Source organism: Halolamina litorea, from assembly GCF_026616205.1.
In the GTDB taxonomy this organism is placed as follows: domain Archaea; phylum Halobacteriota; class Halobacteria; order Halobacteriales; family Haloferacaceae; genus Halolamina; species Halolamina litorea.
The window spans coordinates 37,739-64,124 of record NZ_JANHGR010000003.1; the positions used below are offsets into that span (position 1 = coordinate 37,739).

General features: G+C 67.4%; 21 protein-coding genes and 1 pseudogene. 14 read left to right on the plus strand and 8 right to left on the minus strand.

Annotation, left to right across the window (positions count from 1 at the left end; translation table 11 throughout):
• The first annotated feature begins 42 nt into the window (after window positions 1-42).
• Window positions 43-4,983 (plus strand): PKD domain-containing protein, encoded by a 4,941-nt coding sequence (locus tag NO998_RS14505; protein ID WP_267648005.1) that lies wholly within the window; start codon window positions 43-45, stop codon window positions 4,981-4,983.
• 23 nt (window positions 4,984-5,006) lie between these two features.
• On the opposite strand, the gene NO998_RS14510 is transcribed toward NO998_RS14505, so the two are convergent.
• Together NO998_RS14510 and NO998_RS14515 are read right to left on the minus strand one after the other, a co-directional pair.
• On the minus strand, window positions 5,007-5,657 hold the full coding sequence (locus NO998_RS14510) for a ribonuclease HI family protein (RefSeq protein WP_267648006.1): 651 nt from the start codon (window positions 5,655-5,657) through the stop codon (window positions 5,007-5,009).
• Window positions 5,658-5,829: 172 nt separating this feature from the next.
• Window positions 5,830-7,161 (minus strand): metallophosphoesterase, encoded by a 1,332-nt coding sequence (locus NO998_RS14515; protein WP_267648007.1) that lies wholly within the window; start codon window positions 7,159-7,161, stop codon window positions 5,830-5,832.
• Between the two features lie 578 nt (window positions 7,162-7,739).
• Here NO998_RS14515 and NO998_RS14520 point away from each other — a divergent pair.
• Both NO998_RS14520 and NO998_RS14525 read left to right on the plus strand, forming a co-directional pair.
• Entirely contained in the window at window positions 7,740-7,862 is a 123-nt protein-coding gene (locus NO998_RS14520; RefSeq protein ID WP_267648008.1) for a hypothetical protein, read from the plus strand.
• A gap of 338 nt (window positions 7,863-8,200) precedes the next feature.
• The gene (locus tag NO998_RS14525) at window positions 8,201-9,394 is read left to right on the plus strand and encodes an FtsZ/tubulin family protein (protein ID WP_267648009.1); all 1,194 of its coding nucleotides are present in this window, start codon (window positions 8,201-8,203) and stop codon (window positions 9,392-9,394) included.
• Between the two features lie 168 nt (window positions 9,395-9,562).
• Here NO998_RS14525 and NO998_RS14530 read toward each other — a convergent pair whose 3' ends face one another.
• From NO998_RS14530 to NO998_RS14540, 3 genes are all read right to left on the minus strand, one after another.
• Window positions 9,563-11,098 carry a uracil-xanthine permease family protein gene (locus NO998_RS14530; RefSeq protein WP_267648219.1) on the minus strand — a complete coding sequence of 512 codons (1,536 nt, stop codon included), beginning with the start codon at window positions 11,096-11,098 and terminating at the stop codon, window positions 9,563-9,565.
• A 421-nt stretch (window positions 11,099-11,519) separates the two neighbouring features.
• A complete protein-coding gene (locus NO998_RS14535; RefSeq protein ID WP_267648010.1) occupies window positions 11,520-11,966 on the minus strand; it encodes a universal stress protein in 447 nt (148 codons plus the stop codon).
• 78 nt (window positions 11,967-12,044) lie between these two features.
• Entirely contained in the window at window positions 12,045-13,094 is a 1,050-nt protein-coding gene (locus NO998_RS14540; protein ID WP_267648011.1) for a plastocyanin/azurin family copper-binding protein, read from the minus strand.
• Window positions 13,095-13,271: 177 nt separating this feature from the next.
• On the opposite strand from NO998_RS14540, the gene NO998_RS14545 reads away from it, so the two are divergent.
• Both NO998_RS14545 and NO998_RS14550 read left to right on the plus strand, forming a co-directional pair.
• Window positions 13,272-13,652 carry a hypothetical protein gene (locus tag NO998_RS14545; RefSeq protein ID WP_267648012.1) on the plus strand — a complete coding sequence of 127 codons (381 nt, stop codon included), beginning with the start codon at window positions 13,272-13,274 and terminating at the stop codon, window positions 13,650-13,652.
• Between the two features lie 131 nt (window positions 13,653-13,783).
• Window positions 13,784-14,152, plus strand: coding sequence for an ArsR/SmtB family transcription factor (locus tag NO998_RS14550; protein ID WP_267648013.1), 369 nt, complete (start codon window positions 13,784-13,786; stop codon window positions 14,150-14,152).
• A 10-nt stretch (window positions 14,153-14,162) separates the two neighbouring features.
• Here NO998_RS14550 and NO998_RS14555 read toward each other — a convergent pair whose 3' ends face one another.
• Window positions 14,163-14,840, minus strand: coding sequence for a helix-turn-helix domain-containing protein (locus NO998_RS14555; RefSeq protein WP_267648014.1), 678 nt, complete (start codon window positions 14,838-14,840; stop codon window positions 14,163-14,165).
• A 101-nt stretch (window positions 14,841-14,941) separates the two neighbouring features.
• Here NO998_RS14555 and NO998_RS14560 point away from each other — a divergent pair, with 101 nt between their 5' ends.
• Together NO998_RS14560 and NO998_RS14565 are read left to right on the plus strand one after the other, a co-directional pair.
• Window positions 14,942-16,279 carry a cytochrome P450 gene (locus NO998_RS14560; RefSeq protein WP_267648015.1) on the plus strand — a complete coding sequence of 446 codons (1,338 nt, stop codon included), beginning with the start codon at window positions 14,942-14,944 and terminating at the stop codon, window positions 16,277-16,279.
• A 50-nt stretch (window positions 16,280-16,329) separates the two neighbouring features.
• Window positions 16,330-16,716: a secondary thiamine-phosphate synthase enzyme YjbQ gene (locus NO998_RS14565; protein ID WP_267648016.1), complete on the plus strand. Its 387-nt coding sequence runs from the start codon at window positions 16,330-16,332 to the stop codon at window positions 16,714-16,716.
• 31 nt (window positions 16,717-16,747) lie between these two features.
• Here the strand turns inward: NO998_RS14565 and NO998_RS14570 are convergent, their stop codons facing one another.
• Window positions 16,748-17,389: a dienelactone hydrolase family protein gene (locus NO998_RS14570; RefSeq protein ID WP_267648017.1), complete on the minus strand. Its 642-nt coding sequence runs from the start codon at window positions 17,387-17,389 to the stop codon at window positions 16,748-16,750.
• 78 nt (window positions 17,390-17,467) lie between these two features.
• Entirely contained in the window at window positions 17,468-18,427 is a 960-nt protein-coding gene (locus NO998_RS14575; protein WP_267648018.1) for a hypothetical protein, read from the minus strand.
• Between the two features lie 115 nt (window positions 18,428-18,542).
• On the opposite strand from NO998_RS14575, the gene NO998_RS14580 reads away from it, so the two are divergent.
• From NO998_RS14580 to NO998_RS14610, 7 genes and pseudogenes are all read left to right on the plus strand, one after another.
• Window positions 18,543-19,205, plus strand: coding sequence for an AIM24 family protein (locus tag NO998_RS14580; protein WP_267648019.1), 663 nt, complete (start codon window positions 18,543-18,545; stop codon window positions 19,203-19,205).
• A 49-nt stretch (window positions 19,206-19,254) separates the two neighbouring features.
• Window positions 19,255-19,398, plus strand: a pseudogene (locus NO998_RS14585) (IMP dehydrogenase); the annotation flags it as partial.
• A gap of 213 nt (window positions 19,399-19,611) precedes the next feature.
• On the plus strand, window positions 19,612-20,256 hold the full coding sequence (locus NO998_RS14590) for a PH domain-containing protein (protein ID WP_379822396.1): 645 nt from the start codon (window positions 19,612-19,614) through the stop codon (window positions 20,254-20,256).
• 16 nt (window positions 20,257-20,272) lie between these two features.
• Window positions 20,273-21,823 (plus strand): PH domain-containing protein, encoded by a 1,551-nt coding sequence (locus tag NO998_RS14595; protein ID WP_267648020.1) that lies wholly within the window; start codon window positions 20,273-20,275, stop codon window positions 21,821-21,823.
• Between the two features lie 66 nt (window positions 21,824-21,889).
• Complete coding sequence (locus tag NO998_RS14600) at window positions 21,890-22,681, plus strand: ABC transporter ATP-binding protein (RefSeq protein WP_267648021.1); 792 nt, start codon at window positions 21,890-21,892, stop codon at window positions 22,679-22,681.
• Window positions 22,678-24,375 carry a hypothetical protein gene (locus NO998_RS14605; protein ID WP_267648022.1) on the plus strand — a complete coding sequence of 566 codons (1,698 nt, stop codon included), beginning with the start codon at window positions 22,678-22,680 and terminating at the stop codon, window positions 24,373-24,375. Before NO998_RS14600 ends, NO998_RS14605 begins: the two co-directional genes overlap by 4 nt.
• Before the next feature lie 85 nt (window positions 24,376-24,460).
• Complete coding sequence (locus NO998_RS14610) at window positions 24,461-26,128, plus strand: DUF885 domain-containing protein (protein WP_267648023.1); 1,668 nt, start codon at window positions 24,461-24,463, stop codon at window positions 26,126-26,128.
• Window positions 26,129-26,386: the final 258 nt, after the last annotated feature.

The following is a 26,386-nucleotide window of genomic DNA, read 5'->3' on the forward strand; positions in this document are numbered from 1 at the left end:
CGGCGCGCACAGAGCCGGTGCGCCCACGGCAGGGGGGGCGATATGCGACGACTGACGGGGTTCGTCGTCGTCCTCGTCGTGCTGCAGCCGGCGGTTGCGGGCGTCGTCTTCGCCGATACCGCCATCGCACAGCAGTCCCACGACCTCGGCTTGACGATCGACGAGGATGGGGTTGGTGATGACTCCGACGGGGACGGCTACTACGACGAGGTCTCGCTGGTTTTCAGCGCCGACACCGAGACCGGCGAGTTCGGCGGCGGTGAACCCTACCTGAAGGTGTTCGTCAACGACACGCGGATCAGGCCTTCACAGTACGGCAGCAGCAACATCCTCGAGGAGCGCCCCGACTTCCGCACGACGATCTTCCTGCAGTCGTCCGAGATCGCGAACCTCACGAAGGGACCCCAACGGGTCCGCGTCGAACTGTGGGAGGACGACTTCGTGACGGACGACAAACTCGGCGAGGTCACCGTGACCGTGCCGATGGAGCCGGAGGCGGCCGACACGCCCGTTCGGCAGGCCGCGACGGAGGGCATCGACGCGATCATGCCCATCTACGCGAGCGCCCAAGAGCAGGGGTTCAACCCCGAGTACTGGGAGGGCGTCTCCCAAGACCGAACTGAGGTCGCCGTCGAGATCGGCGTCGACGCCGTCGGGGGGGAGATCACCCCCGGGCCGATCGACCTCCTTGAGGTTCCGGGCGCCGGGGCCTACTCGCTGGGGATGCAGCTCATGGACCTCACGGAACAGGGAGTGTACATGGTGGCGGCGTTCCAGGCACAGCGGGACGCGACGGTCCTCGAGATGGCCGCACAGGAGAACACCGAGTTCCGTCGGAGTTTGGAACGGTTGCGGGAGAACCACCGCGAGATCGATGAGGAAGTCGATCAGGACGGCGATGGCGACTTCGACGAGGCCGACGAGCGACAGCTCTACCGTGAGCGCCAACGGCTCCTCCGGGAGGCCTACGGCACCCTCGAAACGTACGAACGGGAGACCCGTCGCGTGATCGAACGCGGCGAGAGTTGGGGCGTGCTGGACGTGTGTGAGAGCGACCCGGACGACAGCCTGTTCACGTCTTTCTTCGTCGCGCTCTGTGACCGTTCGGTCGACATCGACGAGGACCAGCTCAGGGACTTCGAGAACGCGACCGGCGACCTGAAGACGGTGATGCGCGCCGACTGGCGCTGGACGAACGCGTGGCTCGCCAACTCCACCGAGTACGGCATCGAGCCACTCAGCGGGCAGGCCACGGCGGAACCCCGGCCGGAGATCACGGTCGTCGAGGTCCCCGACACCGTCGTTCCGGGCGAGACCGTCACCGTCCGCGTCGAAACCACGAACGACGGTGCGAACGCCTCGGTACAGACGATCGCCGTCTCGTTCCCCGACGGCATCTCGCGGGACGCCGTCACGGCCGTCGGCGACAACTTCGGCGTCGAGTCGCCTTCGACACCCGCCGACGGCTACCGGATGCTCCTCACCGAGGGCGAAACCGTCGGTGCGAGATACGGGACCGAGACCATCCCGCTGCAGTACCCGCTGTTCGAGGTCGGGAACGAGGTCCCTGCCGACGAGTCACGCTACCTCGAACTCGAGGTCACGATCCCGGAGGACTACACGGCGGACACGTTCAGCCTCCAGATCAAGTCGGTCGCGCGAGGGGACGACTGGGTCTCCGACCCCGCGGTCGGGGCCACCGATGCCATCGACCAACAGGGCGAGTTCGTTCGCGAGGAGACCATACAGGTGTACGCTGACCGCGACGACGACGGGATCAGGGACGGCATCGACGAGTGCCCCGACAGCGCCGAGGACGCCGACGGGGTTGCCGACGACGACGGCTGTCCCGACGGCGACATCAGGGCGACGATCGACGGGCGAACCACCGTCGCCGTCGGGGAGTCACTCACCCTCGACGCCTCGGGCACCTCCGTCGACCCCGCGACTGACGGATCGCTCAGCTACGAGTGGGAGGTCGTCAGCCAACCGCAGGGCGCCAGCGTCGCGCCGCCGACCGGTGTGACGGGTGACGTGTCGTTGCCCGTCGCCGGCACCTACGAGTTCCGCGTCACGGTGACGAGCGACCGCGGCGGGTCCGACACCGCCCGGCTCACCGTCACCGCGCAGAACGAGGCACCGACGGTTACCGCCTTTACGCTGTCGGCGGCGGGGAGCGACCAGCTCCAGGTCGCGTTCGACAGCTCTGAACCGCTGGGACAGGTGACCGTGGAGATCACGGACGCCTCCGGTGCGACCGTCGCGACGTTGTCGCGGGACGACTTCTCGACTGACGGCGGCACGTACACGGCCACGACGACCCAGCTTCCCGCCGGAGAGTATACGGCGACACTCACCGACGCCGTCGACGATAGCGGTGCGAGCGCCGATGCGGGACAGTCCGGGACGGCAACGCTCGACGGCGCGTCTCCGACGGCCGCCGCCGCCAGCGACGGCTCGCCAACCGACGACGGCAGCTACGAGGTGACGCTGGATGCTGGCGCCACGAGCGACCCGGATACGCCGGCGAGTGACCTGACGTACGAATGGTCGGTGACAGCCCCGAACGGGGCATCGAGCGTCCCGACGCCGTCCGGACAGGGCGGCACCGTTGAACTGCGGACGCCCGGGACCTACGAGTTCGGCGTCACGGTCTCTGACCCGGCTGGGAACACGGACACGGCGACGACCACCGTCACCGTCCCCGAGGCCAGCGACGATCCCGATGAAACCGACTCTGAGTCACCGGATCAGAACGACAACACCACCGCTCCAGAGGTGGTCGATTCCTGTACCGTCATCGACGAGCCCGGTACCTACGAACTCACGGGTGACCTCGACACCTCCGGCCCGGGGCCGTGCATCCACGTGCGTGCGAGCGACGTGACCCTCGACGGGAACGGCTACACCCTCTCCGGGGACGGCGTCGAGGACTCCATCGGCCTCCTCGTCTACAACGGCTCCGCCGAGGGGTTCGAGGACAACGAACCGCTGACGAACGTCACCGTTCGTGACCTCACGATCCGCGAGTTCGAGCGTGGCGTCCGCGCGGGACCGACCCTCGACAACGGCGGGCCGCGGGTTCGGTTCGTCGACCTCACCGTGGGCTCGGCCGGCGGCATCACGCTGTTCGGCGCCGACGACAGCGTCCTCCGGAACGTCACCGCGACCGACGGCGAGAACGGTCTCTACCTCTGGGAGACGAGTAACGTGACCGGTGAGAACCTCACCATCACCGACAACACCGAGGTCGGGCTGTTCTTCGCCCAGGTCGTCGAGGGGAGCCGGTTCAGCGACCTCACGGTCAGGAACAACACCGGCGGCGTCTACTTCAGCACCGACACCGTCGACAACCGCGTCACCGACGCGAGCGTCCTGAACAACGGCGAGTACGGCGTCAGCTTCTCGGATTCCAGGGAGAACCTCTTCGCCCAGTCGACGATCAGCGGGACCGACGGCCCCGCCGTCCTCGTCGACAACTCGCGCCGCGACCGGGTCGAAGACGTCGAGGTCCGGAACGCCGACGGCGTCGTGTTCGAGGTCCGTTCGGACAGCGAAATCGGGTTCGCGAACGTCCTGATCGGCCCGCGAGTCTCGGTCTCGACGCCCGACGACGGCTCGGCCGTGACCTTCCAGGGAGATTCCGACGACCCGATGCAACTCCGCGCGACCCCAGTCGCCGACTTCGACGGCGACGTCCCCGGTCGTGCGCTGACGGAGCGGGTGATCGCAGTCTCCAACGCCGACTCGAACGTCGTGGTGACGTTCACGCCCGACCCTGCAGACGACGCGGACCGGCAGCAACTGTTCCGGCTCACTGGTGACCAGTGGGCGCCCATAGACGGTGCCGCGGGGTCGCCGCTGACGCTGACACTCGACGGGTCCGAGACGGTGACACCCTTTGCCGTCGATGACGACGGGGGCGAGACCGACGGCGGCGGGGCCGATGGAACGGATGATGGTACCGAGGACGCCGACGACGGAACGGACGACAGCGACGACGGAACTGACGAAAGCGACGACGCAGCGACGACGGAGCGGACGCTCCAGATCATCTCGACCGGGGAGAACGAGTTCGAGTACGAGTTCGTCGTCGAAGGGACCGCCGCGAAGAGCAACACCGACACGATGGCTGCCGACTCGGGCGACTCCGTCGAGTCCATCGGCTCGAACCGGGTCAGGATAAGCGGCTCGACCGGCGATAACAGCGGCGACGCGTTCGCCGTCACCGGCGAACTCGTCAGCGCCGAAGTCGTGGGCGGCGAGTCGAACTTCGAGATCATCCTCGGCTCTGAGGACATCACCGACGAGGTGACCGAATCCGAGGCTGATGGGGACTCTGACACGTCCCTCCTGACGGTGCTCTCGACCGAGGACAACCAGTTCGAGTACGAGATCGTCGTCGACGGAACCGCGGCCAAGAGCAACACCGACGACGTCGCCGCCGACTCCAGTGATGACGTCGAGTCCGCCGGCGACGGGACGGTGGTCATCTCCGGGTCCACCGGGGACAACTCCGGCGACGCCTTCGAGATCACCGGTACGGTCGAGGAAGCCCGGGTGATCGGCGTCGACTCCGGCTTCGAGATCGCCGTCGACGGCGACCCGATCGACGTCAGCACGTCGACGGCGGCGGACGGCGAGAACGACGGGACGGACGACGATGGCGATTCCGAGGACGAGACCACCGGGCTGGTCGGCGACGAGTCCACGTTGGAGATCCTGGCGACCTCCGAGGAGCAGGTCGCCTACGAGGTCGTCGTCGATGGGAGCGCCGCGAAAAGCAACACCGACGACGTCGCCGCCGACTCGAGCGATCGGGTCGAGGTCAGGGACGACGGGACGGTGCTCATCATCGGCACCACCGGAGACAACTCCGGCGACGCCTTCGAGATCACCGGGGAGATCGTCTCCATCGAACTCGAGGGGGGAGACGCCCGACTCGTTTTCGAGGGAGAAGACGTGACGGACCGGGCCGACTGAGCCGGATCGGACTCCCCCCGTTTTCAGGGACCGAGCGACGCGATGTCGGCGCCGACCGTCGCCAGCGCGTCGGCGGGGTTCGGGTCGTTGTCGGCCAGATGGGTGTACCGGTGTTCGGGGACCCGTGAGAGCGCCGCCGTGACGGCCTCGCTGTAGGCGTCGACCCCCGGCTCCGTCGGGTCGTCGCCGCCCCAGACGTCCCGGAGGACGGTCATCGAGTCGATTCGGACCTCGACACGGCGGGGCTCGTAGCGAGTCAACAGCTCCGAGAGCCCCAGTTGGAGGGCGACGTACTCGGCGGTATTGTTTCCCGACCGGGAGCCGACCGGGCGACCCAGCCGGGCGAGTTCGGTCTCCTCGGCGTCCATGATGACCGCTCCCGCTCCGGCCGGCCCGGGGTTGCCCCGCGAACTGCCGTCGACGTAGAGGACGAACTCGTCTCCGTCCGTCCCGGAGACTGCCGGCCGCGCGAGAGCGTCGGCCGACAGCCCTTCGATTGCGTCCCGTAACTCCCCGCGAGTGGTCGCGGGGTCGAACAGCCCCCCGTAGCCGGGGACGGCATCGTCGATGGCGTCCGTGGCCACCGCCATCTCGTAGCCGACGCCGGCCAACACCTCGTCGACGAGGCCGGCCAGCGGCGAGAGGTACTCTGCCGGGAGGGGTTCGTCGGTCACGAGCGCGCCCTCCGCGGTCGGTTCCGTTGCCCACCGGCACTCGGGGGTCGCTGCGCGCGCCGCTGCATACTGCCCCCTCGGCGGCCGAGCGCCATAACCCCTTCAGGTAGCGGTGATCGAGAGGTCTCACGGCGGCGGCGACGATCTCGCCGCCGCCGACCAACGGTGCGGGTCAGTTCGACGGTTCCGAACCTGTTTCCGCTGGTTCCGCGGTCCCGCTGTCGGGACTGACGACGGTTCGGTCGGGGAGTGACGACCCCCGTTCGGGTGAGCGAGTCAGAAGCCGCTGGAGCAGCGTCTCCTCGCCCGGATCGGATTTCTCGATCACGTCGTACTCGACGATGACGCCGCCGTCGGCCGCCGGGGAGAGTCGGAAGTAGTTGAGACGGTACGACGAGTAGTAGACGGGCGGGAGCACGCCGAACAGCGGGTCGACCCGGTGGAGGCGCTTGAGCCACGTACCGGTGTTGAGGGCGAGGGAGTCCCCGACTTCGGTCACTGATGGCCGGTGGGTGTGTCCGTAGACGTACACAGCGACCTCGGAGTTCGACGCGAACACCGTCCTGGCCCGGTTGAGGTACTTCTCTACCGGTTCGACGTCCGTCCGCGAGCGCGTGAGGCCGAACCGTCTGAGCGTCTTCCGGGCGTCGCGTACGAACACCGAGAGCGGGACCGCGATCGCCAGCAACAGCAGGACGAGCACCAGGTTCCCCGCCAGGACGAGTTCGACGAGCCGCCCGGCCGGGCCGAACAGTCCGAGGAACTGCTGGATCAACGCCAGCGGCAGCGACCACACACCGAACCGATCGAGCGCGAACACGCCGACGTACAGCAGCCCGACGTTGAACAGGAGCAAGAAGGGCACAACCGAAAAGCGAAGCCACGCGCTCATCTCCCGGTAGAAGTAGTTCGAGACCATCCAGTCGGGGATCTGAGTCATCGGCGTCACCGCTTGGATGTCCTTCAGCCAGTTGTACTTCCCACGACCCGAGAGTCGCCCTGCACGGCTCGTGATCTGACGGTTCACGAAGTAGCCCGGCGGGTTCGCGTAGGGGTTTCCGAAGTCCGGGATCCGATTGTTGGGGTCCTCCTGCATCCCGTGTTCGACGTGGACGAGGTAGTCGCCGACCGGGCGCTCTATCGCGACTTCCTGTTCCAGCGTGACGTTGTACTCCGCCAGCCGGTCGACGTACTCGGGATACGCGGCGAGTTCGTAGTCGTGGTTACCCGGGATGAGCGTGATCGGCATCTCCCGTCCGGTCGTCCTGAGTTGCTCGAACAGTTCCGGGTAGCGCTCGACGAGCGCGTCGAACTTCGCCGGCCCCTCAACGCCCGTGAACTCCCACAGGCCGAACGCGTCGCCGTTGATGATCAGTTCCGCGTCCTCGTCGCGCCCCGCGAGATCACGAAGGAAGTCGAGCAGTTCGTCGAGGAAATCGACCTGCTCTAACTGCTCGTCGCCGCCGATGTGCAGGTCGCTGATGAGGTAGTACGTATCAGGCATGGCAGGGGCCTCGACGGGATGGGAGCCCAGTTCACCCCAACCGTTTGACTGGACTCGGCTTATCCGTTCTTCCCCCGTGGCGGCCGGTTGGTGACCAGTTCCTGACGACTGCCGGCCGTCGTCGGGTCGGCGCGCCCTAGTTGGATTTGCATATCGATGCAAGCCACGTCCTACTCGCCTCTGCTGGCGGACCGTCGACGCCTGCCGTGAGACGATGTCGACAACGGCCTCTCGTCAGGGCCGTTCCGAGGTCGGTCGCTGCTGGTCGACGCCTCGACGGACGTTCGTCATCAAGTCGGCGGCGACGTCGACGGGGGCTTGCTCACGCACACCCCTCTCGGGTACCTCCCCGGAGTACTCCAGCTCGGCTGTTTCCGGTCACCCACCGGGACGAGTTCGGGACTGGAACGCTCGGCCTCGAGTTCCGCGGTTAACAGACGCTCGCCCGCATCGAAGCGGCGGACATCGCCGTTCTCGACGGCACGTTCTGGGAGACCAACGAGATCGGCGAGCAGGCGGATGTTCCGCACCCACCGATCCAAGAGTCACTCGACACGCTGCCGCTCTCCCGGACGACGGTGTACTTCACTCACCTGAACCACACGAACCCGGTGCTCGACGACGGCTCGTGGGAGTCCGAGGCACTCTCGGACGCGGGCGCACACGTCGTCGAACCGGGGCAGCACTTCGACCTCGGGTAGCGTAGCCGAGCGCCTCGGGGCGGTCAGAAGGAGGCTGGTAGCCGGAGCCGAGACAGACGCGTGGGGGCCCGACGGTCGCTGGCAGGTGACGGGTTCGACCGATGGCCTCAGCCCCGGTTAATACCGGGTCCGCGTCGACGACGTCGACGAGCTAATCCCGGGCAACGGACCCGGACGGGCGACGATCGGGCGACCTACTCACAGTAAGCCCGACTTACTTCGCGGACCGGCCGGCGGCTCGAACCGCGTGATGCCGTCGGGTACCACGGAGCAAGACCGGGAAAGTATCGTTTTCGCCCGTCATAACAAAGTCGAGATAGGACCAGCCTGGCCGTACAATGGAAGTAGCCGCTATCGGAATCGGCAACGGGGGGTGTAAGGTCGTGGACTCGTTCATCGAGGTGTCGGGCGAGACCGGGGTCGAGGTCATCAGCGATGCGTTCGCGCTGAACACCGCCGAGTCCGACCTGAGCGTCGTGAACGAGATCCCGGCCTCGAAACAACTGCTTCTCACCTCACCGGAGATGCGGGCCTCGGGCACTGGGAACAAGCCGGAGCTCGGCGCGGAGTTGATGGAGCAGAACCTGACCGTCGTAAAGAACGCACTCGCGTCGATCCCCCATCACTCGACCGATGCGCTCCTCGTGGTCGCGGCACTCGGTGGGGGGACGGGCAGCGGGGGCGCACCCGTTCTCGCGAACGAACTCCGGACGTGGTACGACATCCCGGTGTTCGGCCTCGGAATCCTCCCCAGCGAGCACGGCCATCTGGAGTTCAACGCCGCGCGGTCGTTCATGGACTTCGGGAAGACGACTGACAACCTCTTCGTCGTCGACAACGCTCGCTACCTGAGTTCCTCCGACTCGATCCAGGAGAGCTACCGGCGCATCAACCGCGACATCGCCCAGAAGTGGCTGACGTTCCTCAACGCGGGTGAACAGTCCGAGGACGGCGCCGAGATGTACGTCGACGCTGCGGACCTCTTCGCCGTCTTGGAGATGGGCGGAATCTCGGTCCTCGGCTTCGCTTCGGAGGCTGCGGGGTCAGCGGACAGTGGTGGGCTGATCGAACGGTTCCGGACCAACGGTTCGCAGATTGACCACAACGTCCGGACCCGAAAACTGGTCGACACGGTGAAAGCGGCAACGCGAAACCTCACGATGGAGGCTGACCTCGAGACGGCAGAAGGGGTTTCCCTCCTCGTCTCCGGGCCGCCAGCGGCGCTGACCCAACAAGGCATCGAGCAATCCCGACAGTACCTGCAGGACCTGACCGGCGCACAACGGGTCTCCCATGGTGACGACCCACGAGCCGGGTCGGAAGAGCTGTCGGCGGCAGTGCTCTTCTCGAACGTCGGCTCCGCCCACCGAGTGGACGAACTCAAACAACGGGGGAAGAACGCCAAACGGGAGATCGAACGTCGCCGGCAGGAGCGGGCCGCCAAGCGACGCGACATGTTCTCCGATCCAGACGACGAGCTCGGCTCGTTGTTCGATCCGCAGGAGGGGGTCGGCTCCGGCCACCGGTCCTGACAGGCCCCCACAGGAGACGGCTTCGTGTTCCAGCGCGCCCCGCGCGGGATCGTCGCCGACGAGGCCGACGCCGGTGATCTCGACGCGTTCGCCGTCGCCGTCGTCGCCGACGGTGAAACCATTTGGGAGGTCGAAATACGTGTTGGGGCCGTTCGCCACCCCACTCGTTTACTCCCCTTTCACGTAGCGTTCGTAGGCCGACCGGAAGGCGCCGGTCTCCTCCGTGAGTTCCTCCCACTCGTCGAGGCCACGCTCCGCCCGAGTCCCTTCCACGGTGTTGTCGAGGACGAACGCGACGAGTCCGCCGACGGCCATCCCGGTGCCGCCGACGACGTAGACGGTGTCGGCGACGACCTGCAGCGCGGCGTCGGGGAGGAACGGTGCGGTCAGCAGCGGGCCGACGACGGGGGTCGCCGCGACGCCCTGCTGGAAGGCGGCGGCGCTCCCCACGTTGCCCATGTAGGCCGGCATCGCCAGTCCGAGGAAGAGCGCGATGCCGACGATGAAGACGTTCCGAGAGGAGTCCAGATCGACGTGTTTCAGGTTCGAGAGGCCGACAGCAGCGATCTGACCGAACATCGCCACGTAGAGCCCGCCGACGATGGGGTCGGGGATCGTCGAGATCAGCGCGCCGAAGTAGCCCACGAACCCGGCCAGCAGCATCAGGATCGCGCCGATCTGGATGACGAACCGGGAGGCGACGCCGGTGAGGCCGATAGCGCCGATGTTCTCGGAGTAGGAGGTCGAGCCGTTCCCAGTGCCCATGACCCCCGCGAAAACGGTCGCGACCCCCTCCATTCCGATGCCGTGGTCGATTCGGCGCGCGGAGGGGGCGCGCTCGCCGGCGAGGCGCGCGACGGCGTGGTAGTCGCCGAAGGATTCGATCATCGAGGCGACGACGCCGGCGAACATCCCGATCACGAACGAGGTCCGGAACGTCGGCCAGCCCCACTGTAGCGGCGTCGGAATCTGGACGAGGCTGGCCTCCCGGACGGGCGTGAAGTCGACGAACGCCGGCGACCCGGCGGGCAACACGCCGAACACCGAGAGCGCCGCCGCGAGCACCCACGCACCGACGATTCCCAGCAGTACCGGGTAGAGCCGGAACACGCGGTGGCTGTCACTCAGGTACTGGCTGAACGCGACGATCAGGAGTACGGTCAACCCGAGCAGCCACCACGCCTGATCGGCGCCAGTCACCTGTGGGGCATTGAACAGCGAGAGCCCGATGAGGGCGATGGTGGGCGCGATGACCACCGGCGAGAGGTAGCGCTTGAGCCGACCCATCACGCCGAGGTAGCCGAACGCCACCTGTGCGAACCCGCCGACGATAACCGCCCCCTGAAGGGCCAGAATCGCCTGTTCCCAGTTGTCCGTGCCGATGAATCCGATGATGGCGATGGCCGGGGCGAGCATCGAGAACGTCGCCCCTTGGACGATCGGGTAGCGGTTCCCGAACGTGGTCTGGAGCAGCGTCCCAACCCCGGAGACGACGAAGAACGTGCCGATGTAGAGGGGCAACACGTCGTCGGGCATCCCCATCGCCCCGGCCAGCGCGAGCGGGACGGCGATGTTCGCCCCGACCATCGTCAGGTAGTGCTGGAGGCCGAGCAGTACCGACTCGCCCGTCGGCGGGCGCTCGTCGACGCCGTACTCGACCTCGTCTGCCTGTTCAACCGACTCCGAACCCGGCTGGCCCGCCATCCCCTCCGGCGGAGTCTCCGGGTGCTCTTCTCCGGTCATCAGGAGTTCGTGCAGGGGTGCACGGTTCTCCTACAAAAAGCGGGTGGCTTTTGTCCCGCCCCGGCGGCCCGACCCGCTACGCGAGCGTCGTCCTCGCGCTCCCGCAGTTTGGACAGCGAGCGAACTCGTAGAGTCCCCACTCGTTCGAGACCGTCGCTGCGAAGTCGAGCCCACAGTCGTGGCAGGTGAACGCCGCGCGCGTCACAGGTCTCCCCGTCCAGGCCGTCGCCAGTTCGGAACACGGGCCATACACGAAGAGAGGGTTCCCGCGCTATCAGGCTCGGGGTGGGAGGACGAGGGCGTTTTCCCGGGGCGGACTCGCCACAGGCGGCTGAACGGCACACACTCGTCGTCCGGAGTTCCACTCTCCAGCCGGACCGCCTTAGCTCACTTCCGTCTTCACGACGATGGCCGGCCTGCTCGTCAGCCGGAGGACCCGGTCGGTGACGCTGCCGAGCAGCGTGCGGTACTCCTCGGAGCGGCGCTTCGTCCCGAGAACGAGCAGGTCGGTGTCGGCCTCGTCGGCGTACTCGACGATCGTTTCGGCCGGGTCGCCGTGTCGGATCGTCCCGACCACGTCGACGCCGACATCCGACGCGTCGGCACGGACCGCATCGAGAGTCTCCTCGCCGATCTCCTCGAGGCCGTGTTCCGGCCCCTCGGCGCCGTCGACGTACTCATCGCCGCTGTAGGCCGTCACGACGCTCTCGTCGACGACGTAGAGCACGTGCAGCGTCGCACCGTGTTCCCGTGCGAGATCGATCGCGTGGGCCGTCGCGTCCTCGGAGGCGACCGTTCCGTCGGTCGAAAGCAAGATGTCGTCGTACATCTCGTGGGGCTTCGCCTGCCGATCAGATAAAGGCCGTTGCCGTTCCCCTCGGGCGGGAACCGTCGCCCCGCAGCCCGGTCACTCCTCGCGTTCGTCCTCGCTGTCGGCACTCAGCCGTCGGGCGGCGGCCGCGGCGCCGGCACCGACACCAGCGAGTGCAGCCAGACCACCGAAGCCGGGGCCGTCAGTGGCTGTCGGCGTTCCAGTCTCCGTCTCCGGCGGTTCCGTGGCGGGTTCGGTCGCCGGGGGCTCGGTTTCGGGTGCCTCGGTCTCCGTGGCCGGCGGTTCGGTCTCCGTCGGCGGGGCCTCCGTTGGGGTCGCCGTCCCCATGCCGTCGACGGTCAGGTCGCCCACCATCGAGTTCGGGTGGACCTCACAGATGTAGAGCACCGCGTCGGTGGTCGCCTCGAACGTGAGCGTCTGGGTTGCGTCCTCCGTGCTGGTGATCTCGGTCGCGTAGAGGTTCTCCCCGTCGTCGTCCCGGATGGCGATGTTGTGGGGTTCGCCGTCGCCGTTGATCCAGCCGAAGGTGTACTCCTGGCCGGCTTCGAGTTCGATCGTCGGGTTGCTCTCGCCCTCGATCGACTCGGGAGCGAGCCCCTCCCACGCCCTGACGTAGCCGTCGAAGACGTAGTCCGACTCCTCGATGAGTTGCTGGATCAGTTCCTCGCGGCTGTCACCGGCCCCCCCGCCGGCCTGCTGGCCAACGTTGATGTCCCCGCGCATCGACTGCGGGTGGGGCTCACAGTAGTACTGGTACATCTCCTCGGTGGCCTCGAACTCGATGCTCGCCGTTGCTCCCTCCTCGGCGACCGTGTCGGTCCGGTGGAGCACCTCCTCGGCCTCGTTGATGATCACGAGGTTGTGGGTGAGCCCGTCGCCGTTCTCGAACTCGATCCGGTAGGTCTCGCCGGGTGTGAACTCGAGTGTCGGGTTCGTCGTGTCGGCGATGCCCTCGGGAGCGACGCCTACCCAGCCGCTCTGTTCGCCGAGGAGTTCGAACGTCTCCGCGACATCCCCGTCCTGTGCTGCGACCGGACTCGCCACCCCTGAGAGTCCGACCGCGACGCCGGTCGCTCCGACCAACTGTACGAACCGTCGACGGCTACTCGTCGTGGAGTCCTGCATGCCCCGTCCTTTGGACACCGGCGACCATAGGTAGGCACCTTCAGATGTCCACCTCGCCGACGGTAGGAACCTACTTCGGGCACGCTCAAGGCAGAATCCCGGAAAGTCACAGGGCCTGCGTCCTCACCTTGACAGTCGCCGGTGTAGATTCTTACTCTCGTGACACGAAGGGTCGGTATGCTCCGGAAACTGCTCACCGCCGTCTGTACCGTCGAGGTGGTCGCGCCGGCGGCACTCGTACGGAATGCTGAACGACTCGCCATGGAGAACCCCGACGAGTGTGAGTGGCGGTCGTGGGTGATGCCCGGTGCCCGACTCGAAGGGCTCCTCTTCCTCGTCGCGATGTGGCGCAGCGACGTGTCCTACGCCCGGTTCAAGCGCTTCCTCGGCCTCGTCGGTCTGCTCGCGCTGCTGTTCCCACGTGCCTACATCGACTACGGCACGCGGATGGCCTACACGAGCACGTCGACGCCGAAGTGGCGCCCGTGGGTGTACGTTGGCACGCGACTCGTCGGACTGGTTTACGTCCTCGTAGCCCTGGACGAACTCCGCGAGTGAGCCGTAGATTGTGGTCCGGTGTGGGCTCGATCGTTCGCCGCGAGAATCACGGCACGGCGTGGCGATGGGCGGGTGCCCAGAAGCTGACCGACCCAACGGGCATATAGTGACACGGGCGTAACTGCCGAACGATGGAAACGAACGGAGCATCGGATGAGGAGCAACCTCCGGGCTACGAACGCGTCGAGCAGGAACTCCTGCGGGAGACGTTCGAACTCGACGAAGTCACGGCGTTCTTCCAGACCATGGCGAACTCGACGCGGCTTACGATACTGTATATCCTCATCGAGGACGGTCCTGTCGAGAGCGCCGACCTCGCCGACGCCGTCGACCGCGAGCAGAACTACCTCTATCACCACCTCAACGAACTGGAGGAGGCGGACCTCGTCCGAAAGCGCCGTCAGAATGGCACCAGCGTCTACGAACTCTCCCCCGACGGCGGGCAGTCCGTTCCACGGCTGCTCGACGCCATCGACGACTACGCGGCGCGGATCGAGTGAGCGTCGCTGCCTACAGGAACGCCCGTACGTAGCCCTCCATCACTCGCCGCTCGATCCGCTGGAGTCGCTCGCTCACGGTCCCCGGGGCCACGTCGAACGCCTCGGCGATCTCGCGGTGGGTCGCCCCCCGCGGTACGTCGTAGTAGCCGACCCGGACGGCATGGCGGAGCAGCGACCGTTGGCGCTCGGTCAGGCCGGCGAACGCCGCCTCCGACGCCGGCGCGACGGTGCTCAGCTTCTCGACGGTGACCTCGACGCTGGCCGGGAGGTCGGCCGCCGCCCGTTGGATACCGCTGTCGGTCCCGACGACCCTGAGGCGGCTCTCGGCGGCGTCGCCGCGCTGGCGGTGGACGATCGGCCAGTCGACGACGAGGTCGTGGCGGTAGAGCAGCGAGATCAGGTCGTCGACGGGGTCGAGGTCGCGGTAGTGGGCGTAGACGAAGCTGTGGTCGCCGGCGTCCTCGACGGCGTACTGGCGCACCTGCTCGCTGCTCTCGAACAGCGCGCGGACCGTTCCGGGATCGCCGTCGATCTCCGAGAGACCGACGTAGTAGTCGCCCGCTGAGGGACCCAAGTACCGCGTCGTTGCGAGCGAGACGGCATCAGAGCGGTCGACTGCGTCGAAGATCGACGCCTGCTGGCGCTGTGAGAGGACGATGGTCGCCGAGCGGAGCGTCTCGTTGGTCATCGTCGACACCCTCTGGGCGCGCCGAGGTAACGCTTACTACCTAAAGCCCCCTCGCATGGTAGTAGGTACGCTCAACCCGATACCGACCGTATTTGCTGGTAATGAGTTCGGACCACGCACGCGGCGAGTTCCCGCCAGGCCCGGACGGGCTCCCGGTGGTTGGTGCGGTCCCGCAGTCGATCCGCGGCGGCCTCGACTTCACCGAGCGCGTCGCCCGGGAGTACGGCGACATCGTCCACTGGGAGGGGCTGGGCGACCACTTCTTCCAACTCAACGACCCCGAGGCCATCGCGCAGGTGCTCGTCCACAACAACACGAACTACGTCAAGGGCGAACAGTTCCAGCGCATCCTCCGGCCACTGACGGGTAACGGAATCCTCAACAGCGAGGGCGAGGAGTGGCGACGGAACCGTCGCATGATCCAGCCGGCGTTCCACCCTGACCGGATCAGCGTCTACGCGGAGATGATGGTCGATCAGACCGAGGCCACGTTGGCGGATTGGCGCGACGGCGAGACGCGCTCGATCCACGAGGACATGATGGAGTTGACGTTGCGTATCGTCGCCGAGGCGCTGTTCGGCGTCGACCTCGACCGGTACGTCGACGACATCGAGGAGGCGATGAACACGTTCCTGCCTGCGAGCGCCAGCCTCTCGAACATCCTCGCTCCGGAGGGCGTGCCGCTTCCCTCCCGGCGGAAGATGGCCCGCGCTCGGGAGACCCTCGACAGCGTGGTCGACGAAATCATCGCCCAGAAGCGCGAGACCCCCGGCGAGGACGACGTCATCTCGATGCTGCTCGACGCCCAACAGGAAGGTGCGCCCCTGAGCGACGAGGACATCCGCGACGAGGCGATCACGCTGCTGACGGCCGGCCACGAAACGACCGCTGTCTCGCTGACGTACACGACGTACCTGCTCGCCCAACACCCGGCTATCGAGGAGAAACTCGTCGCCGAACTCGACGAGGTCCTTGACGGCGAGCGCCCGACGACGGGCGACCTCGCCGACCTCACCTACACCGAGCAGGTCGTCGAAGAGTCGATGCGGCTGTTCCCGCCGGTCCCGAGCATCGTTCGGGAGGCGAAGGAGCCCGACACGATCGACGGCTACCGGATCCCGACCGGCTCGAAGGTGTTCATGAGCCAGTGGGTGGTCCACCGCGACGGGCGCTGGTACGACGACCCGCTCGCGTTCCGGCCCGAGCGCTGGACCGACGAGATGCGCGCGGACCTCCCGAAACTCGCCTACTTCCCGTTCTCGGCGGGGCCGCGGCGCTGCATCGGTGACCGGTTCGCCATGCTCGAAGCGCGGCTGATCCTCGCGATGCTCTACGGGGACTACCACCTCGAACTGGACTCGGGGCGCAACGTCGAGGTGATCCAGACGATCACCTCCCGACCCGACGAAGAGATCCGGATGACGGTCCACGAGCGGTAGCGGTTGGACTAGCGGGGGTGTTCATCCACCCCCCGGCCCTACTGGAGCGTATGTCCCTGCAGGTCGAAACCGCCGCACGAACCGATATCGTCGACGTGACTGCCGACGTGGCCGAGGCCGTCCCGAGCGGCGTCGATGGCGTCTGTACCGTCTTCGTCCCGCACACCACCGCGGGCGTCGTCGTCAACGAGAACGAGTCGCGGCTGCTGGCGGACCTCGAAAGCGCGCTTGAACGACTCGTCCCCCGCGGCGAGGGGTACGACCACGACGCCATCGACGACAACGCCGACGCCCACCTCCGGGCCACACTTCTCGGCGAGAGCGTCTCGATCCCGGTCGTCGATGGGTCGCTGGCGCTCGGAACGTGGCAATCGGTCCTGTTCGTCGAGTGTGACGGCCCGCGAACGCGGTCGCTGGAGGTGGCCATCACGTCGTAGTGAGCCGGGTGGGGGCGACGACCGCGCCGCACTACGTGAGGTGCGTCTCGAACCACGCCGCTGCCGTGTCGGCGACCGCCTCGAGTTCGCCCTCGCCCTCGAAGAGGTGGCCGGCGCCCTCAACCACCTCCAACTCTTTCGTCCCGCGCAGTCGGCCGAACGCCTCCCGATTGAGCTCCAGCACCTGCGTGTCGGCGCCGCCGACGATGAAGAGTGTGGCAGCGCTCACGTCCTCCAGTCGCTCGGAAGCGAGGTCGACCCTCCCGCCCCGTGAGACGACGGCGCCAGCGTCGTCGCCGCGGTCGGCAGCGGCCCGCAGGGCGGCCGCCGCGCCGGTGCTCGATCCGAAGTAGCCGAGCTTCAGGTCCCGGGTGTCCTTGCGGTCCCGGAGCCACGCCGTCGCCGCGAGCAGCCGGCCCGTCAGCAAGTCGATGTCGAAGCGGGTCTCGTACTCGCGGTCCTCCTCCTCAGTGAGCAGGTCGAACAGGAGCGTTCCGAGGCCGTGGTCCCGCAGAACCTCGGCGACGAAGGTGTTCCGCGGACTCTTCCGACTGCTGCCACTCCCGTGAGCGAAGAGGACGAGCCCGGTGGCCCCCTCCGGAACGGCGAGTTCGCCCTCCAGTTCGACGCCGTCGGCAGGGATCGTCACGGACTCCTGTATCGTGTCAGTCATGTTCGAACGAACGGCCCGACGCCTCGTTACGGTTCGTACCGGGTTCCGACGAGATGGGAACCGAGTTCAGTCGTCCGGTCAGGTGAGTGCGACCCCGTCGGTGGCCAGGTAGCCGGCCACGACGACGACGAACGCGCCGAAGCGATGGAGGCCGACGTACCACGGCTCCGGTCTGACCTCCTCGGTCCCGCCGAAGCCGATGAGCTCGAAGGACTTCGAGACCGAGATATAGGCCCCCGACGCGAGGAACCCGAGGACGCCGACGACGGTGAGGAAGATCCCCAACAGGGACGGGAGTCCGATCCAGCCGCCGTTCGTGAGAGGGACGGAGGCGGCGACGGTGACGAACGCGATCGCGGCGACGACTCCCGCCAGCCCGTCCGTCGTCTCGAAGACCCCGCGCGTTCCGCCGAAGACGACCATCGCCGTCCAGAGCGCCGAAACGAGCACGATCGCCGCCCAGGCCGGCTCGTTCGGAAACAGCGCGTCGACGGCCGCGGCCTCGACGCCGTCGATCGAGTTAGGGTAGGTCCAGTCCGGTAGCCCGCGGCTGACGACGACCGGCCGCACGGCGTACCGAAGCACACCCGGAATCGCGGCGATGGATGCCACAAGCGCCCCTCGGCGGAAGGCGTCGACGGCCTCCCGATCCCGTCCGCCGGCGTTTCCGGTCCCGAGCACGAGCAGCGACCCGAGAAGGGCGACCCACGCGATCGGTGCGAGCACCGCCTTCACGGCCATCCGACCGACGGCGCCGTCCGCGGCGGGGCGGAGCGGTTTCTCGATCGTCTTCGGTTCGTCACAGCCGTCGTAGTCGAAGGTCGACCCCTCACAGAACGTGTCGGGTGGCCGTTCCGGGTTGTCGACGGTGACGGTGCCGCTAACCTCGTTCGTGATCACGTCACCCGCGTAGGCGACGGAGGCACCGTTCAGTACACACAGCAGCACGATGGCACCGATCGCCGCCCGGAGGCTCGGGGTCCAATCCCCGAACTCGTGGGGGCTGAGGAGGGCTTCGACGTACGGTTTAAGGGACACGACAATTCCTCTCCCCCGCGGCCGACATATAGTTCGTGATCACCGGATAGTGACGGCTATTCGGCGACCGAGAGCCGATAGCTTTTGTACGAATGGGAGACCATCTACCTTCGTCATGGACCTCCAAGCGTTCATCGAGGCGAACGACGCCGTCGAAAGCGGCGACGGCTTCCACAAAGCGAACAACCGACTGCTCGCCATCGGCGTCGACGGGACGGTGACGCTGAAAGCTGGCGCGATGATCGCCTACACCGGCGACCTGACGTTCACCGGGAAGTCCTCCGCCGAGGGCGGCATCGCCGGCTTCGTCAAGAGTGCGGTCTCCAACGAGGACTCCCCCGTGATGGAGGCCGAAGGGACGGGGACGCTCTACGCCGCCGAGCAGAGCAAGAAGATCCAGATCCTCTCGCTCGACGAGGGCGAATCGATCTCGGTCAACGGGACCGACGTGCTGGCCTTCGAGGACGACGTCGATTACGAGATCAACACGATCGGCAGCCTCTCCGGTGCCGCCGCGGGTGGACTCACCAACGTCTACCTCACCGGCCCGGGCGACGTGGCGATCTCGACACACGGCGACCCGCTCGTGATGGAACCGCCGGTGACGACCGACCCCGACGCGACCGTTGCTTGGAGCGCGAACCTCTCGCCCTCCATCGGGACCAACAAGCTGATCGAGATCGGCCAGGAGTCCGGCGAGTCCTTCCAGATGGAGTTCACCGGCGACAACGGCTTCGTCGTCGTCCAACCCCACGAGGAAGGCGGCCAGATGCAGTAGGCAGACCGCCCGACGGAGGGGTTTCCGGCCGTCGGCCGAACCGTCGGCCATCGAGGACCTGATGGACGACGTGCTACAGGGAACGCTCGACCCCTCGCCGGTGTTCACGAAGGAGGTCGCTCTCGAAGTCATCGACGAGGGCTACCGCGCGATGGACGAACGCGAGGCAGTGAAAGTGCTGGTCCGGGTCTGAGCCCCGAGGCCGGCTTCCGTGGATATCCGTCTCGGAGTAGCCGACAACGGTGGCTAAGCTACCTAAGGTAGCTCAGGTGGCTTAGATAGCTTCGCCATCTATGCTTCCTTCGGCAGCGAAGTGGGGAATGAGGCAGCCGGGGACGGGACAGTCGAGAGGTCCGTGCCATCCCACGGCGGTACGATTAAGCCGCCGTTGTGCGACCCATCCGTCATGAGCGACTCCTCCGACGACGCGACGGACGATCCTCCAGCGGCGACGGCGTCGACGCCGCCCGACGAGTCCGAAGGTGGCGACAATGACGCGGACGACGGACAGTCGTCTGTCGCGGCCGCCGCCGGAATCGACACCGACGTGCTCGACGTGCCACGGGAGCTCGCGTCGACAGTCCGCCTGCAGTGGGTCATCGGGTCGGCTCTCGGCGCCATCATCGTCGGCGTCGTGGCGACCGGGATCGCGTTCGGCGTCGGTTCCGAAACGGCACTCCTCGATGGGGGACTCGAGTCCGCTGCGACCGTCGGTGGCGCAGCGTTCGCGCTGCTCGTCCTGGTGGGCGTGGTTCGTGCCCTATTGCTGTACCGCTCGTGGAGCTACGTCGTCCGCGCTGACTCGCTGTACCTCAGTCGTGGGGTGTTCACGCGAGTGCGAACAGTCGTTCCCTACGTGCGGGTCCAGCACATCGACACGACCCGTGGGCCGCTGGAACGCGTGCTCGGCCTGTCGACGCTGGTCGTCTACACTGCCGGCTCACGCGGCGCCGACGTGACGATCCCCGGGCTGACCCCCGAGCGCGCGTCGAAGCTTCAGGAGCGACTGGAGCGGCTGGCTATCGAGTCCGACGAGGCGGATGCGGTATGACCGTGGGGGCTCGATAGTGACGACGGAATCACTCACCGGCCGCGCGTTCCACCTCCACCCGCTCTCGATCCCCTACCGGCTCCTCGAACAGGGCGTCGGCCTCGTCGTGGCCGCAGTGTTCATCGGCGGATCGGCGTTCGGCGCGGTCGCGGGCACCCTCGGCGTGACCCTCGCGATCGGGCTCGCGGTGGTCCTGGCGGCGGGCGTGGTCGGCTACGCCGTCGCCTACTACCGCCGCTTCGAGTACGAACTCACGGCCGACACGTTCGACATCCGGTCGGGCGTCTTCGGCAGGCGCGAACGGGAGATCCCGCTCCATCGGATCCAGAACGTCGACATCAGCCAGAACGTCGTCCAGCGCGCGCTCGGGATCGCAGAGATCCGTCTGGAGACGGCCGGCGCCAGCGGCGCCGAAGCCCAACTCAAGTTCGTCGGCGTCGATCGGGCGAACCAACTGCAAGGGGAGATCAGCCGACTGCGCCGCGCCGGCGACGACGGCGACGAGGCCGCCGACGCCGAGTTCGAGACCGTCTTCGAAATCTCCGACCGGGAGTTGGGGCTACTCGCGCTGACCTCCGCCGACGCCCAACTGATCCCGCTGCTGTTCCTGGGGGTGTCGGTGTTCATGCCGGCGCTCGGCTCCCTGTTCGGCGTCGAGTGGCTCTCGTTCGTCCCCGGGCCGGGGCTCGGTCGGGTGTTCGGGGCGCTCCTGAGCGTCGTCGGGATCCTCCTCTTCGCGGTCGTCTACGGCGCGATCAACGCCGCGACGTACTACGGGTTCACCCTGCGTCGTGCCCCCCAGGAGATGCGCTACGAACGCGGGCTCCTCCAGCAGTACAGCGGGACGATCCCGCTCTCGAAGGTACAGTCGCTGACGATCAGGGAGAACGTCCTCGCGCGGGCGCTCGGCTACGCCTCGCTGGATATCGAGACCGCCGGACAGAGTGGCGGCGAGGGCAACTCCGGGGGGTCGCAGTCGGCGGTCCCGTTGGCCGAACGGAGCCGCGTGCTCGAACTCACGAACTCCGTCGAGGCTGTCGGCGACCTCAGCTTCGAACGGCCGCCCAAACGGGCCCGGGAACGCTACGCCGTCCGCTACGCCATCGTCGTCGCGGTGGTCGTCGCGCTGCTCTACCTGATCCAGCGCGTCGCCGGGATCACCCTCTACTGGTGGGTCCCGCTGTTCGTCCTCCTGCTCGTGCCCCTCGCCGCTCACCTGAAGTGGAAGAGCCGCGGCTACCACCTCGGCGAGGACCACGTCGTGACCCGGAACGGCTTCTGGGTTCAGGAGCTAAAAATCGTCCCCTACTACCGGGTGCAGACGGTTCTGAGCACCGAAACGGTGTTCCAGCGCCGCCGACGCCTCGGCACGGTGACGGTCGACACCGCCGGCGCGCGCAGCCTCACGAACGACGACGCGCGAGCCGTCGACGTGGCCGACGACACGACCGAGCAACTGCGTGAAGCGGTCGGAGAACGGCTGTACGACTCGCTGCGTCGACGGCGCGCTGGCGCGGACCATCGAGACGTCGGCGACACACCGAGTGAGAACGGGGACCCGTCGTAGCGAACGCCTTCCGAGTGGACAGCCGCCCGTCCCTTTCAAGTAGTCTGGAGCGAACGTAGCAAGCATATGCCCTCTCAGGACGGATCGGCGCCGCTCGCGATAGAGACCCGCGGCCTCGGGAAACGGTACGGGGACGTACTCGCCGTCGACGACCTCGATCTGGCCATCGACGCCGGCGTCGTCTACGGCTTCCTCGGCCCGAACGGCTCGGGGAAGACGACGACGATGCGGATGCTGACGACGCTCACTCGGCCGACCTCGGGTGAGGCGTTCGTCGCCGGTACGCCCATCACCGACCGCGACGGCGTCATCGACCACCTCGGCTACCTCCCCGAGAGCCCGCCGGTGTTCGAGGAACTCACCGCCCGGGAGAACCTCCACTACGTCGCCTCGCTCCACGACATCCCCCGGGCCGAAGCGAGCGAGCGCATCGAGTCCTACCTCGAACGGTTCGACCTCGTGGACGCCGCGGATCGACGCGTCGAGGGCTACTCGAAGGGGATGCGCCAGAAGCTCGGACTCGTCCAAGCCGTGCTCCACGAGCCCGAAGTGATCTTCCTCGACGAGCCGACGTCCGGCCTCGACCCCCGTGCGGCCCGGACGGTGAAGGACCTCGTCGCCGAACTCTCCGAGCACGACGTGACGATCTTCCTCTCGACACACATCCTCTCGGTCGTCGAGGAACTCGCCGACCTCGTCGGCGTGCTCCACGAGGGGGCGCTCGTCGCCGAGGGGACGCCGGCCGAACTCACGCGCCGCGCCGAACGCGACGAATCGACCAGCCTCGAACGGGCGTTCCTCGACCTCACCGAGGACCACGACGACGAACCGATCGACCGCGAGGAGGTGCCGACGTGAGCGACGAGGGGGCGGCAGCCGGCCGCGACGGGCTCGGCGTCCTCAGCGCTACGCTTCGACACAGCCGGACCATCGCGGCCGTCGACGTGCGCCGGAACCTCCGGAAGGCGGTCGACACCAAGACCCAGATCGCCGTCTTCGTCGTCTTCGTCGGACTGTTCGGCGCCGGCGCCGGCTACGGGGCGTACGTCTTCGGGAACGAACTCGGGTTCGGGGCCGAGTTGCCAGTCGCTTGGTCGACCCTCGAAATCGCACGGGGCGTCTTCGCCGTGCTCTGGCTGTTCCTGACGCTCATCGTCGCCGTCCGGACGGTCGGGACCCGCGGCGAACTGTCGAACGAGGTCGGCCTGCTCTCGGTCGTGCCGACGCGGGAGGCCGCCCTCGGGATGGTACTCTCAGAAAGCGTCCTCGCTGGGAGCTACGCGGTACCGATGTTGACCGCAGCAGCGATCGGCTACGTCGCAGCTACAGGGGTTTGGGGGCTGCTGCTGACGGTGCCGGTCGCCGCGACCGCGGCTTCGATCACCGCCGTATCCGTCGCCTATCCGCTCGGACTCGGAATTCGCCACGCCGTCACCCGGATCGGCTTCGTCGTCAGACACCGGACGGTGCTGGTCGTCCTCGTCTTCGTCGCCTACATCGCCCTGATAGCGACCGGCGCGCTCGGCAACGTCGTCCTGCAGGTGTTCGAACCGATGCAGCGGGCCCCGACCGGGTGGTTCGCCGACGTGGCCCTCGCGGGGACGAACGAGGTCACCGCCGACCCGCTTCGAGCGGGCGCCGCGGTCGTGCTCACGCCGGCTGTAGTCGCGCTCAGCGCAGTCGTCACGACCCGCATCGCCGACCGGCACTGGTTCGCCGACTCCGTACTGGCCGGCACCGAGGCCGAGGAGCAGGAGGCGGTCGACAGGCTCCGACGGGTCGAGGACGCCATCGCCGGAGTCGTCGGGCGGCCGACCGCCGCAGTAACCGTGCTGGCGTGGAAGCGCGCGGTCCGGGCGCCGCTGAAGCTACTCTACGTCGCGTACCCCCTGCTGTTCGTCGTCGGCTTCCTGACCGAGACGATCCAGACCGGGGAGGTGCCCGCGATCGGTGCGGGGTTCGCGCTGGTGTTCGTCGCGTGGGCCGGCGCGGTCGTGTTCACCCTGAACCCGCTGGGCGATCAGGGGACGGCGCTGTCGGCGACGGTGCTGTCACACATCGACGGCCGCGGGTTCGTCGCCGCACACGTCCTCGCCGGCGCGATAGTCACGATCCCGCTGGGGACGGTCATCACGGCCGTCGTCGCCGTGCTGTCGCCGCTGCGTTCGGGGATGGTCGCCGCCGTCGTGCTGGCGACGCCCGTGAGTATTCTCGTCGGGAGCGCCGTCGCCGTCGGGATCGGGATGGCGTTCCCGCGCTACGACGCAGTGAACATCACCCGGTCGACGAAGGCGGTCGTCCCGAGCCTGCTCGCGTTCGCGGTCTTCAGCGGCTACCTGCTGGTGACGGTGGCTTCGGGGGCCATCGTCGCCGAACCGTCCATCCAGCCGTTCGTCGCGGCCATCCTGACGTGGGCGCTCCCGTTCGGCCTCGGCGTCGACGCCGCCGGGGTCGGACTCGCGGCCCGTGTCGCGCTCGTCCCACTCGGGATCGCGCCGTTCGTCTCGGCGTCCTACGCAGTCGGGCGGTTCGACCGGGTCACGGTGAACTGAGCGGGCCGACTGCGCCGCGTTCGGTCGCTCGCCGAAACTCTCCGCGGGGCGTACGCTTATGCCCCGACTGCCACACCTGCCCGTAATGGCTTCGAGCGTCCCCGCGAGCGAACAGTTCCGGATCATCCTCGAAGAGGTCGAGGAGTACGAGGAGAGCCTCGACGAGGCGTTCCCCGACACGGGGATCGAGTGGGAGGCCGAGAAGGTCGAACGCTGGCGGGGGTTCGCAGCCCGACTCGACGCCGTGGACCGCGGCGATCTCGGGGACGACGCTCGCGCGGACTACGACGTGCTCGACCGGGAACTCACCCACCGGATCACACGCTACGAACACGAGATCCACCTGATGCCGGTCAACCACGAGGGCGGTCCCCACTCGAAGTTCGTCCGGCACCCGACCCGACAGTCCTTCGAGAACGGCGAGGACTACGAGCGCTACCTCCACCGCCTCGAGAACGCCGACGAGTACTTCGACGCCGCCCGGGAGCTACTGGAAGCGGGCGTGGAGCGCGGCTTCACCCCGCCGCGGTCGGTGCTCGACGGCCACGGCGAGATGATCGACTCGTACCTCGTCGAGGACCCGACCGAAAGCGCCCTCTACGAGCCCTTCGAGTCGATCCCGGAGCGCATCGACCCCGCGGAACGCGAGCGGTTACGGGAGGCCGGTGCCGACGCAATCCTCGACGCCGTCGTCCCCGCACTCCGGGAGTTCCGGGAGTACCTCCTCGAAGAGTACCTCCCGGCGGCACGTGAGACGACCGGCTACGCCGACCTCGACGGCGGCGAGGCCTACTACGAGCACCTCGTCCGGTACTACACCACCCTCGACGTGACACCCCAGGAGGTCCACGAGATCGGTCTCGACGAGGTCGACCGCATCCGGGAGGAGATGCTGTCGGTCATCGACGACGCCGGCTTCGACGGCGACTTCGGTGAGTTCGTCGAGTTCCTCCGGACGGACCCGCAGTTCTACCCCGATTCGGCCGAGCAACTGCTCAGCGAAGCCAAATCGATCGCGAAGGAGATCGACGGGCGACTGCCCTCGCTGTTCACCCTCGACGCGATGCCGACACGGCCCTACGCCGTCGAGCCGGTTCCCGAGGACATCGCCCCGGACTACACGAGCGGCCGGTACGTCTCCAACGGCACCGACACCGATCCGGGAACGTTCTGGGTCAACACCTACGACCTCGACAGCCGCCCGCTGTACGGCCTCCCGGCGCTGTTCCTCCACGAGGCGGTCCCCGGCCACCACCACCAGATCGCTCACGCACAGGAACAGGAGGGCATCTCCGAGTTCCGCCGGGAGAACTTCGTGAACGCCTATATCGAGGGGTGGGCGCTGTACGCCGAGCGACTGGGCCTCGAACTGGACGCCTTCGAGACCCCCTACGAGCAGTTCGGTCGGCTCAGCAACGAGATGTGGCGGGCGTGTCGGCTCGTCGTCGACACGGGGCTCCATACGATGGGGTGGACCCCCGAGGAGGCCCGGTCGTTCATGGCCGAACACACCGCGATGTCGATGCACAACGTCCGGACGGAGGTGGATCGCTACGTCGCGTGGCCGGGACAGTCGCTGGCTTACAAGATGGGCGAGATCCGCATCCGAGAGCTCAGAGCCGAGGCCGAGGACCGCCTCGGGCCGGCGTTCGACGTGCGGGCGTTCCACGAACAACTGCTCGCCGACGGCCCAGTGGTGCTACCGTACCTCGAGGAGTCCGTTCGGGAGTGGATCGCCGACGAAACCGCGTAGCGCCGGGCCGCCAAACGCCCCAGCAACGGTCCACAGACAGCAACGAGCCGGGAACTAACTGGTCGCTGATAGGTATTTACGATAGATTCATGCGCTCAAACAGGTAATATCTCCTATCGGCTCGCTACCACACCGTGGATCGGCCCACTGCGGGGCGGCCGGAGCATCACTATGGCAGGGAACACGGGATACAGTTCGGGTTCGATACGTCCCCACCTCCCGACTGCCGCGGGCGGTTTCGCTGCTGGACGCCTGTCT

Excerpts from the sequence above, each read along its gene's own strand:
- NO998_RS14505 (WP_267648005.1), top strand. The coding sequence starts at position 43 with ATGCGACGACTGACGGGGTTCGTCGTCGTCCTCGTCGTGCTGCAGCCG.
- NO998_RS14515 (WP_267648007.1), bottom strand. The coding sequence starts at position 7,161 with ATGCCTGATACGTACTACCTCATCAGCGACCTGCACATCGGCGGCGAC.
- NO998_RS14525 (WP_267648009.1), top strand. The coding sequence starts at position 8,201 with ATGGAAGTAGCCGCTATCGGAATCGGCAACGGGGGGTGTAAGGTCGTG.
- NO998_RS14530 (WP_267648219.1), bottom strand. The coding sequence starts at position 11,098 with ATGGCGGGCCAGCCGGGTTCGGAGTCGGTTGAACAGGCAGACGAGGTC.
- NO998_RS14535 (WP_267648010.1), bottom strand. The coding sequence starts at position 11,966 with ATGTACGACGACATCTTGCTTTCGACCGACGGAACGGTCGCCTCCGAG.
- NO998_RS14540 (WP_267648011.1), bottom strand. The coding sequence starts at position 13,094 with ATGCAGGACTCCACGACGAGTAGCCGTCGACGGTTCGTACAGTTGGTC.
- NO998_RS14545 (WP_267648012.1), top strand. The coding sequence starts at position 13,272 with ATGCTCCGGAAACTGCTCACCGCCGTCTGTACCGTCGAGGTGGTCGCG.
- NO998_RS14550 (WP_267648013.1), top strand. The coding sequence starts at position 13,784 with ATGGAAACGAACGGAGCATCGGATGAGGAGCAACCTCCGGGCTACGAA.
- NO998_RS14555 (WP_267648014.1), bottom strand. The coding sequence starts at position 14,840 with ATGACCAACGAGACGCTCCGCTCGGCGACCATCGTCCTCTCACAGCGC.
- NO998_RS14560 (WP_267648015.1), top strand. The coding sequence starts at position 14,942 with ATGAGTTCGGACCACGCACGCGGCGAGTTCCCGCCAGGCCCGGACGGG.
- NO998_RS14565 (WP_267648016.1), top strand. The coding sequence starts at position 16,330 with ATGTCCCTGCAGGTCGAAACCGCCGCACGAACCGATATCGTCGACGTG.
- NO998_RS14570 (WP_267648017.1), bottom strand. The coding sequence starts at position 17,389 with ATGACTGACACGATACAGGAGTCCGTGACGATCCCTGCCGACGGCGTC.
- NO998_RS14580 (WP_267648019.1), top strand. The coding sequence starts at position 18,543 with ATGGACCTCCAAGCGTTCATCGAGGCGAACGACGCCGTCGAAAGCGGC.
- NO998_RS14590 (WP_379822396.1), top strand. The coding sequence starts at position 19,612 with ATGAGCGACTCCTCCGACGACGCGACGGACGATCCTCCAGCGGCGACG.
- NO998_RS14600 (WP_267648021.1), top strand. The coding sequence starts at position 21,890 with ATGCCCTCTCAGGACGGATCGGCGCCGCTCGCGATAGAGACCCGCGGC.
- NO998_RS14610 (WP_267648023.1), top strand. The coding sequence starts at position 24,461 with ATGGCTTCGAGCGTCCCCGCGAGCGAACAGTTCCGGATCATCCTCGAA.